Annotated in this window: 13 protein-coding genes; 7 read left to right on the forward strand and 6 right to left on the reverse strand. The window is 71.2% G+C overall.

The window, feature by feature from the left end; translation table 11 throughout:
- Nucleotides 1-135 precede the first annotated feature (135 nt).
- Both scy and mce read right to left on the reverse strand, forming a co-directional pair.
- The gene (scy, locus tag ABZ887_RS18725; RefSeq protein ID WP_361290293.1) at nt 136-3,984 is read right to left on the reverse strand and encodes a polarized growth protein Scy; all 3,849 of its coding nucleotides are present in this window, start codon (nt 3,982-3,984) and stop codon (nt 136-138) included.
- A 222-nt stretch (nt 3,985-4,206) separates the two neighbouring features.
- A complete protein-coding gene (gene mce, locus ABZ887_RS18730) occupies nt 4,207-4,647 on the reverse strand; it encodes a methylmalonyl-CoA epimerase (RefSeq protein WP_093499037.1) in 441 nt (146 codons plus the stop codon).
- 149 nt (nt 4,648-4,796) lie between these two features.
- On the opposite strand from mce, the gene ABZ887_RS18735 reads away from it, so the two are divergent.
- Entirely contained in the window at nt 4,797-6,002 is a 1,206-nt protein-coding gene (locus ABZ887_RS18735) for an acetyl-CoA C-acetyltransferase (protein WP_361290297.1), read from the forward strand.
- A gap of 39 nt (nt 6,003-6,041) precedes the next feature.
- Nucleotides 6,042-6,998, forward strand: coding sequence for a methylmalonyl Co-A mutase-associated GTPase MeaB (gene meaB, locus ABZ887_RS18740; protein WP_361290300.1), 957 nt, complete (start codon nt 6,042-6,044; stop codon nt 6,996-6,998).
- Nucleotides 6,999-7,259: 261 nt separating this feature from the next.
- On the opposite strand, the gene ABZ887_RS18745 is transcribed toward meaB, so the two are convergent.
- The 4 genes from ABZ887_RS18745 to ABZ887_RS18760 all read right to left on the reverse strand — a co-directional run bounded on the left by ABZ887_RS18745 (nt 7,260) and on the right by ABZ887_RS18760 (nt 9,916).
- Nucleotides 7,260-7,736, reverse strand: coding sequence for a MarR family transcriptional regulator (locus tag ABZ887_RS18745; protein WP_361290303.1), 477 nt, complete (start codon nt 7,734-7,736; stop codon nt 7,260-7,262).
- 92 nt (nt 7,737-7,828) lie between these two features.
- Nucleotides 7,829-8,584: an AIM24 family protein gene (locus ABZ887_RS18750; protein WP_361290306.1), complete on the reverse strand. Its 756-nt coding sequence runs from the start codon at nt 8,582-8,584 to the stop codon at nt 7,829-7,831.
- Between the two features lie 47 nt (nt 8,585-8,631).
- The gene (locus ABZ887_RS18755; protein WP_361290309.1) at nt 8,632-9,282 is read right to left on the reverse strand and encodes an AIM24 family protein; all 651 of its coding nucleotides are present in this window, start codon (nt 9,280-9,282) and stop codon (nt 8,632-8,634) included.
- A gap of 1 nt (nt 9,283) precedes the next feature.
- Nucleotides 9,284-9,916, reverse strand: coding sequence for an AIM24 family protein (locus tag ABZ887_RS18760; RefSeq protein WP_361290457.1), 633 nt, complete (start codon nt 9,914-9,916; stop codon nt 9,284-9,286).
- 294 nt (nt 9,917-10,210) lie between these two features.
- On the opposite strand from ABZ887_RS18760, the gene ABZ887_RS18765 reads away from it, so the two are divergent.
- The 5 genes from ABZ887_RS18765 (at nt 10,211) to ABZ887_RS18785 (ending at nt 13,072) form a co-directional block, all read left to right on the forward strand.
- Nucleotides 10,211-10,555 carry a DUF3817 domain-containing protein gene (locus ABZ887_RS18765; protein ID WP_361290312.1) on the forward strand — a complete coding sequence of 115 codons (345 nt, stop codon included), beginning with the start codon at nt 10,211-10,213 and terminating at the stop codon, nt 10,553-10,555.
- Complete coding sequence (locus ABZ887_RS18770) at nt 10,552-10,845, forward strand: MTH1187 family thiamine-binding protein (protein ID WP_361290315.1); 294 nt, start codon at nt 10,552-10,554, stop codon at nt 10,843-10,845. The genes ABZ887_RS18765 and ABZ887_RS18770 overlap by 4 nt, the downstream gene beginning before the upstream one ends.
- A gap of 159 nt (nt 10,846-11,004) precedes the next feature.
- A complete protein-coding gene (locus ABZ887_RS18775) occupies nt 11,005-11,748 on the forward strand; it encodes a hypothetical protein (RefSeq protein ID WP_361290318.1) in 744 nt (247 codons plus the stop codon).
- The gene (locus ABZ887_RS18780; RefSeq protein ID WP_361290321.1) at nt 11,745-12,425 is read left to right on the forward strand and encodes a DUF4166 domain-containing protein; all 681 of its coding nucleotides are present in this window, start codon (nt 11,745-11,747) and stop codon (nt 12,423-12,425) included. Before ABZ887_RS18775 ends, ABZ887_RS18780 begins: the two co-directional genes overlap by 4 nt.
- A complete protein-coding gene (locus ABZ887_RS18785) occupies nt 12,422-13,072 on the forward strand; it encodes a TetR/AcrR family transcriptional regulator (protein WP_361290325.1) in 651 nt (216 codons plus the stop codon). The genes ABZ887_RS18780 and ABZ887_RS18785 overlap by 4 nt, the downstream gene beginning before the upstream one ends.
- Nucleotides 13,073-13,122 lie beyond the last annotated feature (50 nt).

Consider the following 13,122-nt stretch of genomic DNA (forward strand, 5'->3'; position numbering starts at 1 on the left):
GTGTCATCGAGCGGATGCGTGTTTGATCTGGAGAATGACACCACTTTTGGGTGGCTGGCTGTGAGATCGCTTGCCAAAGCCTCTGCCAAAGGTTCACACAAAAGCCCCAGAAGACTACAGACCGGACTTCGGACTCTAGCCTTCTGACGACTTGCCACCCGATCGGGGTGCCCCCACCGTGCTGCCCGCCTTGACTCCGCCGTCCTTGCCGGACGACGGGGCCTCGAAGGATTCCAACGCCTCCAGGACGTCCTGGACACGGGAGATCTCGCCGTTGATGTTCTCCCGCCGGCGCTCCAGGATCTCCAGTTCGCGCTTTCCTTCCTCGACCGTGCGGCGGGCCTCGCGGATCGCCTCGGCCTTGAGCTCCTCGGCCTCCCGGACCAGCGTGGCCTTCTTCTGCTCGGCCTCCTTGAGCAGACCCTCGGCCTTCTTGACGGCGGCGATCCGGACCTTGCCCGCCTCGGAGCTGGCCTCCGAGACCAGGTCCTTGGCCTTGGCCTGAGCCTTGGCGAGCTGCTCCTCGGCGGCCTTGATGAGCGCGTCGCAGCGGTCGCCGGTGGACTTCATGGTCTCGGCGGCCTCGCGGCGGGCCCGGTCGTGCAGCCCCTCGATCTCGGTGGTGATGCGCTCGCGCAGCTCCTCCGCGCGCTCCCTTATGGCGGTGGCGTCCCGGCGGGCGCCGACGAGCAGCTCGTCCGCATCCGTACGGGCCTTCTCCACCATCGAGTTGCCCTCGACCGTGGCCTCGGAGACCAGCCGGTCGGCCTCGCTGCGGGCCGCACCCACCATGGTGTCGGCCTGCGACTCGGCGTCCGCGGTGGTCTTCATCGCCTGCTGCTGCGCCTCGGTGAGCAGCTTGTCGGCCTCGGCGGTCGTCTCGTTGATGAGCGTGTCGACCTGCTCGGCCACGTCCTGGCGCCGCCTGTTGGCGTCCCTGCGGGCCTCGTCGAGGGTGCGGTCGGACTCCTCGCGCGCGGCGTTGACCATGCGCTCGGCCTCCGCCTCCGCGTCGGCCTTGAGCCGCTCGGCGTCGGCGCGGGTCCGGTCGGCGTGCAGCTGGGCGGAGCCCACCGTCTCGGCGGCCTCGGCGCGCAGCCGCTCCGCGTCGCCGGTGGCGTCCGAGATCAGCTTCTCCGCCTTGGCGATGGCGTCGGCGCGGACCCGGTCGGCCTCGGCGATGGTCTCGTTCTGGAGCCGCTCGGCCTCGTTGCGCGCCTCGGTGATGAGGGTGTCGGCCTGGGTCGCCGCGTCCGAACGCATCCGGTTGGCGTCCTCGCGGGCCTCGGCACGCGTGCGTGTCGCGTCCTGGTCGGCCTGGGCGACGGCGTCGGAGACCTCGGTGCGCACCCGCTGGGCATGGGCTGCCGCCTCGGACCGCAGCCGCTCCGACTCGGCCATCGCGTCGGCGACGGTCCGCTCGGCGAGCGCCTTCGCCGCCTCGGACGCCTCGGCCGCCTCGCGCCGGATCCGGGTCGCGTCCTCGCTGGCCCGCTCCCGCTCGGCGTACGCGTCGGCGCGGACCCGGTCGGACTCCTCCTCGGCCTCCCGCCGGGTACGGTCCGCGGCGTGCTCGGCGGCCGAGCGCAGCCCGGTGATCTCCTCCTGCGCCTGCTCGTGCAGACCGGAGACCGAGTCCCGCACCTGCTGGGCGTGGAGTTCGGCGGCCGACACCATCTCGGTGGCCCGCCGGTCCGCCTCCTCGACCAGGCGTACGGCCTCGGCCTGCGCCTCCTCGACGCGGTTGCGCGCCTGAGCCAGCAGGTCCTCGCTCTGCTCGCGGGCCCGCTCCCGCTCCTGGCCCGCCTCCTCGCGCGCCGAACCGAGCAGCTCCTCGGCCTCCCGGCGGCGGCGGGCGGCCTCCTCCTGCGCGGCGGCCAGCGTCTCGGACGCCTCCGTGGACAGCCGCTCGGCGGCCGCCTGCGCCTCGGCACGCACCCGGTCGGCGGTGTCCTGGGCCTCCTGCTTGAGCCGCTCCGCCTCGGCCGCGGCCTCCGACCGCAGCCGTACGGCGATGGTCTCGCCCTCCGCACGCGATGCCGACGCGTCCGCGGCGGCCTCGTCGCGCAGCCGCTCGGCCTCGGTCTCGGCCTGCTGCTGGAGCGTACGGATCCGCTCGGCGGCCTCGGAGCGCAGCCGGTCGGTCTCCTCGGCGGCCTCCCGGCGGATCCGCCCGGCCTCCTCGCGCGCCTCGGTCAGCGACTGCTCGGCACTCGTCAGCCGGTCCTCGGCCTCGGTGTGCAGCCGGCTCAGCTCGTCGGCGGCCTCCGCGCGCCGGGCCTCGACGCCCCGCTCGGTCTCCGCGCGCAGCTCCGCCGCGGCCCGCTCGGCATCCGCCTTGAGCCCCTCGGACTGCTCCAGGACCTCCTCGCGGTGCCGGTCGGCCTCCTGCCGGGAGCGCTCCAGGGTCTCCTCGGCCTGCCGGCGCAGCGCGGTCGCGCGCTCGATGGCCTCGGTGCGGACCTTCTCGCTGTCCGTGGTCGCGGTCTGCCGCAGCTCGTCGGCGTCGGCCTTGGCCTTGGCGAGCAGCTCCTCGGCGGACCTGGCCGCCTCCTCGATCGTCTGCACGGTCTCGCGCCGGGCCTCGGCGCGGATCGACTCGCCCTCGGCGACCGAGTCGGCGCGCAGCTGCTCGGCCTCGCCGCGCAGCCGGCGGGCCTCCTCCTGCAGCTCGACCGTCTTGGCGCGGTACTCCTTGGTGTCGTCCTTCGCCGTGCCCTTGAGCTGCTCGGCGATGTCGTGCGCCTCGGCGCGCAGCCGGTCCGCCTCGGTCTCCGCCTCGGTGCGGATCCGCTCGGCCTCCTCGACGGCGCCCTTGGTGGTCTGCCTGGCCTCCTCGGCCGCCCTGTTCAGGACGTCCTCGGCGGTCTTGGCGGCCTTCGCCAGCTGGGAGGCGCTCTCCTCGGCGGTGAGGCTGCGGGCCTTCTCGGAGGCCTCCGCGGTGATCTTCTCGGCCTCGGCGCGCGCGTCCGCGACGATCTGCTCGGCGCTCGCCTTGGTGGCCTCCGCCTCCTTGGTGGCCTCGCTGACCAGCCGGGCGACCTGCTCCTTGGCGGTCTGGGTGCGCTGCTGGTTGCTGGCCTCGGCGCTGGAGAGCGCCTTCGTGGCGCTCGCCTCGGCCTCGGTGACCAGCTTCTCGGCCTCGGACTGCGCCTTGCGCAGCGCCTCCTCGGCCTGCGCCATCCGCTCCTCGGCGGCCCGGCTCAGCTCGCCCGCCTGCCGACGGGCCGAGTCCGACTCCGTCGCGGTGGAGTTGCGCAGCTGCTCCGCGTGGTCGGTGGCCTCCTGGGCCTGTGTGGACGCGGCGTTCAGCAGCCGCTCGGCGTCCCGGCGGGCGCGCAGCAGGATCTGCTCCGCCTCCCCGCGGGCCGTCTCGGTGTCGCCGGCCAGCCGCTGCCGGGCCTCGTCGGTCAGCCGCTGGGCCTCGGCCCGGGCGGCGGACATGGCCTGCTCGGCCTCGGCCCGCGACTCGTCGAGCAGCCGCCGGGCCTGCGACTCACTGCGTGCCCGCAGCTGCTCGGCCCACGACACGTTCTCGTTGACGTGCGACTCGACGGTCTGGCGGCGCTCGGCCAGCTCCTGGTCCAGCTGCTGGCGGCGGGTCACCGCCTCCTGGTGCAGCTCGGCCTGGAGCCGTGAGGCCTGCTCGGCGTGCTCCTGGAGGATCCGCTGGGTCTGCGCCCGGGCCTCCGCGGCGACCCGCTCCGCCTCCTGGCGGATCTGGTCGGCCTGCATCTGGGCGTTACGGAGCAGCTGCTCGGTGTGATAGCCGATGTCACCGCCGTCGTACGCGGGCCGGGACATGATGGTGCGGCGCGCCTCGTGCAACTTGGCGCGCAGCACCTCGACCTGGTAGCCGAGGTCCTCGGCATGCTGGATCGCCTTTTCCCGCTCGGTCTTCAGCCGTTTCATCTCGGCTTCGAAACGAGTGAGGTGGTCGACGTCAGCCGCCGGCTCTCGCTCCTGGCTCTCGTAGCCCCGCACTGCGCGGTCCCATCCGTCCCCTGGTCGCAACCTTTTCCGAACGAGCTCCGTCCATCCGCCGAACGGGGCCCCCGGGGAATGGTGTCAGATCAACGGCGGAGCACGGGCTGCTGCCCCGACGCTCGTCCCCCGAAACCCGGACCCCGGCATGCGGCCGCCCCGGCCCTGCGAACCTGCGAAGGGACGACCGCCCCCAACCCTACCGGCCCATATGTACGAGGGTCAGTGCTCAGGTGACTCAACAGCCGCCGAAGTGACCAGTTCTGTCAGTACGCCGTGGCAATCCTTCGGGTGCAGGAAGGTGATCCGCGACCCCATGGAGCCGATCCGTGGCTCCTCGTACAGAACGCGTACGCCCTTGGACCGGATGTCGGCCGCATCCCCGTCCACATCCGCCGTACCGAAGGCGATGTGGTGGACCCCCTCGCCGTTCTTCGCGAGCCACTTGCCGACCGCCGAGTCCTCCCGGGTCGGTTCGAGGAGCTGCAGGTAGGAGGCGCCGCCGTCGGACGTCTCGTTGATCTTGAGCATGGCCTCGCGCACGCCCTGTTCCTCGTTGACCTCGGTGTGGAACACCTCGAAGCCGTACGTGGCCCGGTAGAACTCGACGGTCGCGTCGAGGTCGTGGCAGGCGATCCCGATGTGGTCGATTCGCGTCAGCATGGATTCAGTGCAGCGCTACGGAGATGGTTACGCAACGTGCCAGCGATCACACTGACGGCCCGATGACGGCACGGAGTGCCACGCAATACATTCAAAGTAAACCCTCGTTCACTCCTCGGCAGTGCAGCCGGTAAGGGGATTCGCAGCTCATGACCTCTGGAACCTCTGGAACCACCTCGGTGATCGTCGCGGGCGCGCGGACGCCCATGGGACGACTGCTGGGCTCGCTGAAGTCCTTCTCCGGAGCCGACCTCGGCGGCTTCGCGATCAAGGCCGCCCTCGACCGTGCGGGGATCGGGGGCGACCAGGTGCAGTACGTGATCATGGGGCAGGTGCTCCAGGCCGGCGCCGGGCAGATCCCGGCACGCCAGGCCGCCGTCAAGGCCGGCATCCCGATGAGCGTCCCGGCGCTCACGATCAACAAGGTGTGCCTCTCCGGCCTCGACGCCATCGCGCTGGCCGACCAGCTGATCCGCGCGGGTGAGTTCGACATCGTGGTCGCGGGCGGCCAGGAGTCCATGACCAACGCCCCGCACCTGCTCCCGAAGTCCCGCGAGGGCTTCAAGTACGGCGCGATCGAGATGCTCGACGCGATGGCGTACGACGGCCTGACCGACGCCTGGGAGAACATCCCGATGGGCGAGTCGACCGAGAAGCACAACACCCGCCTGGGCATCCTGCGCCCCGAGCAGGACGAGATCGCCGCCCTGTCCCACCAGCGGGCCGCGGCCGCGCAGAAGAACGGGATCTTCGAGGCCGAGATCACCCCGGTCGAGATCCCGCAGCGCAAGGGCGAGCCCGTCGTCTTCAGCAAGGACGAGGGCATCCGCGGCGACACCACGGTGGAGTCGCTGGGCAGGCTGCGGCCGGCGTTCACCCGCGAGGGCACGATCACGGCCGGTACCTCCTCGCAGATCTCGGACGGTGCGGCGGCCGTGGTCGTGATGAGCAAGGCCAAGGCCGAGGAACTGGGCCTCACGTGGCTCGCCGAGATCGGCGCCCACGGCAACGTGGCCGGACCGGACAACTCCCTCCAGTCCCAGCCGTCCAACGCCATCCTGCACGCCCTGAAGAAGGAGGGCCTGGAGGTCGGCGACCTGGACCTCATCGAGATCAACGAGGCCTTCGCCGCCGTCGCCGTCCAGTCAATGAAGGACCTCGGCGTGTCCACCGAAACGGTGAACGTCAACGGTGGTGCGATCGCCCTGGGCCACCCCATCGGCATGTCCGGTGCCCGGCTCGTCCTGCACCTGGCCCTGGAGCTCAAGCGCCGGGGCGGCGGGGTCGGCGCGGCCGCGCTGTGCGGTGGCGGCGGCCAGGGCGACGCGCTGATCGTGCGGGTGCCGAAGGCCTGAGCAAGTTTCTCTGCGCGAACGGAAGCGAACGGAGCTGTGATGCAGGACGTCTCCTCACTGGTGGCCCAGGCCAGGGAGGGCCGCCCCCGTGCGGTGGCCCGCCTGATCTCCCTGGTGGAGGGGGCGTCCCCGCAGCTCAGGGAGGTCATGGCGACGCTGGCGCCGCTGACCGGCAACGCCTACGTGGTGGGCCTGACCGGCTCCCCGGGCGTCGGAAAGTCCACTTCCACGTCCGCGCTCGTGACGGCCTATCGCAAACAGGGCAAACGGGTCGGCGTGCTGGCCGTCGACCCGTCCTCCCCCTTCTCCGGCGGAGCGCTCCTGGGTGACCGCGTCCGGATGTCCGACCACGCCTCCGACCCCGGCGTCTACATCCGCTCGATGGCGACGCGGGGCCATCTGGGCGGCCTCGCCTGGTCGGCGCCCCAGGCGATCCGCGTCCTGGATGCGGCGGGCTGCGAGGTGATCCTGGTGGAGACGGTCGGCGTCGGCCAGTCGGAGGTGGAGATCGCCTCCCAGGCGGACACCAGCGTGGTGCTGCTGGCCCCCGGCATGGGCGACGGCATCCAGGCGGCGAAGGCCGGCATCCTCGAAATCGGCGACGTGTACGTCGTCAACAAGGCAGACCGCGACGGGGCGGACGCCACGGCCCGCGAACTGAACCACATGCTGGGCCTCGGTGAGTCCCGCGGCCCGGGCGACTGGCGTCCCCCGATCGTCAAGACGGTCGCCGCGCGCTCGGAGGGTATCGACGAGCTGGTGGAGGCCCTGGAGAAGCACCGGGCCTGGATGGAGGAGCGGGGCGTCCTGACGGAACGCCGCGTGGCCCGTGCCGCCCGCGAGGTCGAGACCATCGCGGTGACGGCCCTGCGCGCCCGCATCGGCGACCTCCACGGCGACCGCCACATCGACGCACTCGCGGACCGCATCGTGGCCGGCGAACTGGACCCGTACCGGGCAGCGGACGAACTGGTGGCGGGGCTGACGGAAGGCTGACGCCTGGCCTGGCCGACGTCGCGGGTCGGGTGCGGGCCGGTGGGGGCTGATCGCGCAGTTCCCCGCGCCCCTTACGGGGCACGTCCTAGCTGCGGGCAGGCGTGCCGCAGGGCGGCACGGGTGGGCGCTGGGGGTCCCCCGGCCGAAGGCTGGGGGAGGCACCCGGCCAGCGCCGGTAAGCGTCCCCACCCCCCGCCCACAGACAGCAAGCGGCGGACGGGACCTGGACCCCCGTCCGCCGCCGTCAGGTGCTGCCCGTTGTCACGGGCGCCCGCGCTGCCCCCGCAGGTGTTCCGCGATGGGCTTCAGGCCCTTGTCCAGCTCTATGAGGGTCTCCGGCGACAGCAGGTCGATGAAGTGCCGTCGCACGGAGGCGACATGATGTGGCGCCACCTTCTTCATCGTCTCCATGCCGTGCTCGGTGAGGACGGCGAACAGTCCGCGGCGGTCCGACTCGCAGTTCTCGCGGCGGACCAGGTTCGCGTTCTCCATGCGGGTGATCTGGTGGGACAGTCGGCTCTTGGACTGGAGGGTGGCGGAGGCGAGGTCGCTCATCCGCATCCGGTAGTCCTCCGACTCGGACAGGTTCACCAGGATCTCGTAGTCGTTCATTGTCAGGCCGAACGGCTGCAGATCCTTTTCGAGCTGGTACGTCAACAGCCTGTTGACCTCCAGGTGGGTGCGCCAGGCGCACTGCTCCGCATCGGTCAGCCAGCGCGTGGCCGTCTCGGTCTCCATGAATGAAGTCTACCTAAAATGTTGAAAGGCGAACTAGTGAGGGTGGTGTGACTGTGCGCACGCGTTCGATGTCACACTCCGCAGACTACCGCTCACAGCCCGAAGCGACGCTGGAGGTCCCCCAGCTGTCCGGGAAGGCGCGGTGCGCCCGGTTGCTGTGGACGACCTGTGGAGGGGGCCCCTCCGCCGGGTACCCCGGGCTCGTGCGGAACCGCTCCCGTGGCCTGCTCGGCCATCAGGGTCTCGGTGGACTGGAGCAGGACCGTGCCGGCCCCTACGAACTCGAACTGGTGCTCCTCTCCAGAGGCCCCGCCGAGGCCTGTCAGTGCACGTAGACCGCCCATCACGCCGGTCATGTACCCATGGTCGTAGTGGTGGCACGGGGAGGGGCAGTCGGCCCATCCCACCAGTGCCTGCGGGTCCACCCGGACGGGGGGTTCCATGAACACCACCGGACCGTTAGATGCCGCCACAAACTTTCCGGTTCCGATAAGGGTCAGAAAACCGGGAACGATTGATTGCTTCAGTGCCAGAGTTGGCTGAAAAGCGAGCAGGTTGCCGGAGCGAATGGTCAGGTTGCCGTCTTCGAGGTCGTACGAGTTCACATCGAACGCCCGGTCGGCGAGGAGCATCTTGCCCGAGCCCTCCGCCACCACCCAGTCGCTCGCGTGCAGTGGCGAATGGAAGGAAGTGCGGACCAGACGGTCGAGGCGGCCGTGTCCGATGCCGTTGAAGTCGATCGAGCCGTAGTAGGCGATCATCTTCCCCTTCTGCAGGAACCACTGGCCGCTCTTGAGCTCCACGCAGAAGGTGTACTTGTTGACGTTGTCGTCGACGGGGAGGGTCATGGGGTCGTGCACGACCGGCCCGGCCGCTCCGGCGGCTCCGTATGCGCTCACAGCTTCTCCTCGGACGCCTGCACGTACACCATGCCGTTGCCGCTGAGCTCCAGCTGGAACGCCTCGCCGGAGCCGCGGCCCACCATCTCCCGCCAGCCGAGCGCGGACGACAGCTTGTTGCGCACGTCGCCGTGGTGGGCGACGTAGGCCTGCGGGTCGACATGGACCGGGCGCTGCGGAGTGACCGGGATCTCGAAGACCCCGCCGTGGGCCATCACGGCGACCGCGCCGTGGCCCTTGAGGGTGGTGGTGAACAGGCCCTGGCCGGTGACCTGGCCGCGCACCATGCCCATCACGCCGCCCTGGGAGCCCATGAACATCGTCCCCTGCTGCAGCGTGCCCTCGAAGGCGAGCAGCCGGTCCGCCTCGACGTAGAGGGTGTCACCGGTGAGGGTGATGACCTGGACGTGGTGGCCGCCGTGCCCGAAGAAGACCGTGCCGCTGCCCTCGACCGTCATCAGGGGGGTGGACTCCCCGGCCACCCGGCGGCCGAGCATGGACATCAGGCCGCCCTGGCCGCCCTGGATGTTGGGGGTGAAGGACACCTCGCCCTTGTACGCGAGCATCGCCCCACGCTGGCTGTACAGCCGCTGCCCGGGGACGACGGTCGCCTCGACCATCTTCGGGTTCACCTCGCGCAGGGCCATGTCAGACGTCCCCCGCGATCGTGTTCCGCTCGCTCGGCTGTACGTACACCAGACCGTCCCCCTCGAACCGGATCTGGAAGGCCTCGCCGCCGCCCTCTCCGAACAACGTGCGGAAGGTCACACCCGACTGGAAGGACTGGCGGAGGTTGCCCTGGTGGGCGATATAGGCGCCCGGGTCGACGGTCAGCGGGTACTGCGCGCTGACTCTCAGCACCACCGCCGGGCCGTCCGACGTGATCGCCGCCTGGCCGTGGCCCTCGACCGTGGTGGTGAACAGGCCGTTGCCCTGGGAGGCGCCGCGCAGGCCCGTGAAGGTCGTGCCGGTGCGCAGGCCGGCGTCGGTCGCGAGCAGGTTGCTCGACTCGACGTACAGCTTGTCGCCCTGCAGGCCGACCAGGTTGATCTCGGACGCCCGGTCCGCGAACCAGCACGTCCCGTGCCCTTTCACCTCCATCACCGTCATCTGCTCGCCGGTGAGCCGCCGGGTCACCATCCCGCGCAGCCCCTCGCCGCCGCCGCTCAGTTTCTTGAACGCCATCTGCCCGTCGTACGCGACCATCGAGCCGTTCTTCGCCTTCACGGCGTCCCCGGTCATCTCGACGGCGAGCACCTTGCTGCCCTGGAGTCGGAACATCGCCACGCTGCGAAGGTAGCCGCAGGCAGACGGCGGCGACAGGTCCCGTGGGTGGACGTCACCCCGGATCCGTCCCCTAGGGGTGCGGCCGTCAGAGGGTGGTCAGGGGTGCCGCCGCTCAGCGGGGAGGCGTATCACGGGGTCCTGAAGAACACGAACGGCATACCTGCCCCCTCGTCGCCCGGCCCGGCCTCCCACCCCCGCGCGGGGACCGGGAGGCTCCTTTGCCACAATGGCTGAACGTTTGTGCTCGCGTTCACAAAGAGTGGACGTCTCTCCCACCGAAGGTGACTCGTGGACATCAAGACCGCCACCGCCATCCGACGCCTCCGCCTGGTCTCCGCCCCGGAGGCCGTGTCCTTCCTGATCCTCCTCGTCTGCTCGGTGCTGAAGCGGACCACGGACTTCAACGCGGTACCCGTGATGGGCGCGGTCCACGGCGTCCTGTTCATCCTGTACGTGATCTTCTGGGCGGACGCCTGGAACCGTGCCAAGTGGCCGGTGGGGACCGGGCTCCTCTACTTCGTCCTCTCCGTCCTGCCGACCGGCGGCTTCTTCGCCGAGCGCAAGCTGCGCCGCGCGTCCGAGGACGCGGTGATCGCGGCCCGCGCCCGTCAGGAAGGGGCGGTGAAGGCATGATCGTCGCCTTCTCCGTCACGCCGCTCGGCGTCGGCGAGGACGTGGGGGAGTACGTCGCCGACGCGGTGCGGGTGGTCCGCGAGTCGGGGCTGCCCAACCGCACCGACGCCATGTTCACCTCGATCGAGGGAGAGTGGGACGAGGTCATGGACGTCGTCAGGCGCGCCGTCGCCGCCGTCGAGGAGCGCGCCCCGCGCGTCTCCCTGGTCCTCAAGGCGGACATCAGGCCCGGTGTCAGCGACGGGCTCACCAGCAAGGTGGCGACGGTCGAGCGGCACCTCGCCGAGTAGTCGAATCGGCTACCCGGCGGAACCCCGGTCCTCCAGGGCCGGGGCTTTCTTCTGTCCCGTGATTGAGCGATCGCTCAAAAAAGGGTACCTTCACTTCGGCGGTTTTGAGCGATCGCTCAAAATGAGTTCAGAAGACCAGGTGACGGGGGTACGACACCAGTGGGGCTCTACATAGAGGCGCGCATCCGCGCCGACCTCGACGAACTGTGGGCACGCACCCAGGACCCCGCGCAGCACCAGCGCTGGGACCTGAGGTTCACCGAGATCACCTACCTCCCGCGCACGGAGGGCGAGCCGCAGCGCTTCCGGTACGCCACGCGCGTGCTGCCCTTCCTCACCGTCGCCGGCACCGGCGTCTCCGCGGGGGAGAAGGAACGCCCCGACGGCACCCGCACCTCCGCCCTGCGCTTCGCCTCCCCGGACCGGCTCTCGCTGCTCGCCGAGGGCAGCGGCTACTGGCGGTACGTACCGGTCGCCGACGGCGTCCGCTTCCTCACCGGCTACGACTACCGGCCCCGGTGGGGCGTCGTCGGCGCACTCGCCGACCGCCTGGTCCTCCGTCCCCTGATGGGCTGGGCGACCGCCTGGTCCTTCGACCGGCTGCGGCTGTGGCTGGAGCGCGGGATCACCCCGGAACGGGCGCGGTGGAACTGGCTGGCCGAGATGGCGGTCCGGGCGCTGACGATCGCCGGCTGCGGCACCGGCCTGAGCCGGGGTCCGGTCCTCGGCGCCCTCGCCCCCACCGTCGCCTTCCTGGTCCCGCTCGTCCTCGTCGTCGCCCTCTTCCTGGCCGTCGTCACGTCGCCCCTCGCCACCACCCCGGCCGCCCGCCGCTGCCTGCGCACCCCGCCCGCCCGAACGGCCGCCCCGCGCGTCCTGCGCACCCTGGAGAAGCAGCCGTGACCTCGATGTTCCGCACCGTGCTCGGCCCCGACTTCGACCGGCTGCACCCGCAGCTCCAGCGCCGCTTCTCGGTCGGCCTGGCGAGCGGCGAGGCCTGCACCGGCCACGGCGTGATGGACCGGATCTGGCACGGCGGGGCCTTCGTGAAACCGTTCCTGGCGCTGGGCAGCACCCGCAACATCCTGGTCCCCAGGGCCGCCAGGAACGTCCCCTTCAAGATCGAGAATGTGCCCTACGCGGACGGCTACGGCCGTGAGACGGTGAGCTTCGTGCGCACCTTCGACCTGCCCGGCCGCCCCCGCCGCTTCGACGCCCAGATGGTGCTCAGTCCCAAGGGCGACCGCATCCTCGACTACCTCGGCACCCACCAGCACCTCGCCAGCGAACTGCACTTCCACGCCGAGTCCGACGGCTCCCTGCTGATCCGCTCCGGCGAACACCGCTTCAGGGAGGGCCCGGTGGACGTCCGCGTCCCCGAACTCGTCGGCGCCACCGCCGAGGTGCGCGAGTCCTACGACGACCGGGCCGGCCGCTTCCGTATCCAGGTCCGGGTGGTGAACCGGTACTTCGGGCCGCTCTTCGGCTACCAGGGCTCCTTCGAGGCGTCGTACACCGGCGTCCGCGGCCGCGGGGTGCGGCCCGGGCTGCGGCCCGTCCGTGAGGAGCCGCGCGCGTGAGCCCGGAGACCGCCAAGTCCCTGGAGACGAAGCACAAGCTGCTGGAGGGCGCGCTGCGCACGCTCACCGAGCAGGGGATCGCCAAGACCTCGGCCCGCACGGTGGCGGCGGCCGCCGGGGTCAACCAGGCGCTGGTCTTCTACCACTTCGGATCCATGGACGAACTCCTCGCCGCGGCCTGCCGGTACGGCGCCGAGCAGGCCGTGGCCCGCTTCCGCCCCCGGCTCGCCGCCGTCGGCTCGTTCTCCGAACTGCTCACGGTGGGGCGGCAGATCCACGAGGAGGCGCGCGCGGGCGGCCATGTCGCCCTGCTCGGGCAGCTGCTGGCCGGTGCGCAGACCCACGAGGCGCTCGGACCCGCCACGGCGGCCGGGCTCGACCTGTGGATCGCCGAGATAGAGGAGGTGCTCGTCCGGGTCCTCGCGGCCACGCCCTTCGGGGAGTTCACCGACCCGGCCGGGCTCGCCCGCACGGTCGCCGCGTCGTTCGTCGGCATCGAGCTGTACGAGGGCGTCGACGCGACCGGCGCCCATGCGGCCCTGGATGCCCTGGAGCAACTCGGCGCACTGGTGGCCGCGTTGGAGGAACTCGGCCCGGTGGCCCAGCGCGCGGTCCGGCACCGGCTACGCCGCGTCGGCCGCCCTTAGCGGCGCCGCGTCCCGGGCGGCGGGTGTCGGACCGGCGGTCGCCCGCCAGG

This window comes from Streptomyces sp. NPDC047061 (genome assembly GCF_040643955.1).
Lineage (GTDB): Bacteria > Actinomycetota > Actinomycetes > Streptomycetales > Streptomycetaceae > Streptomyces.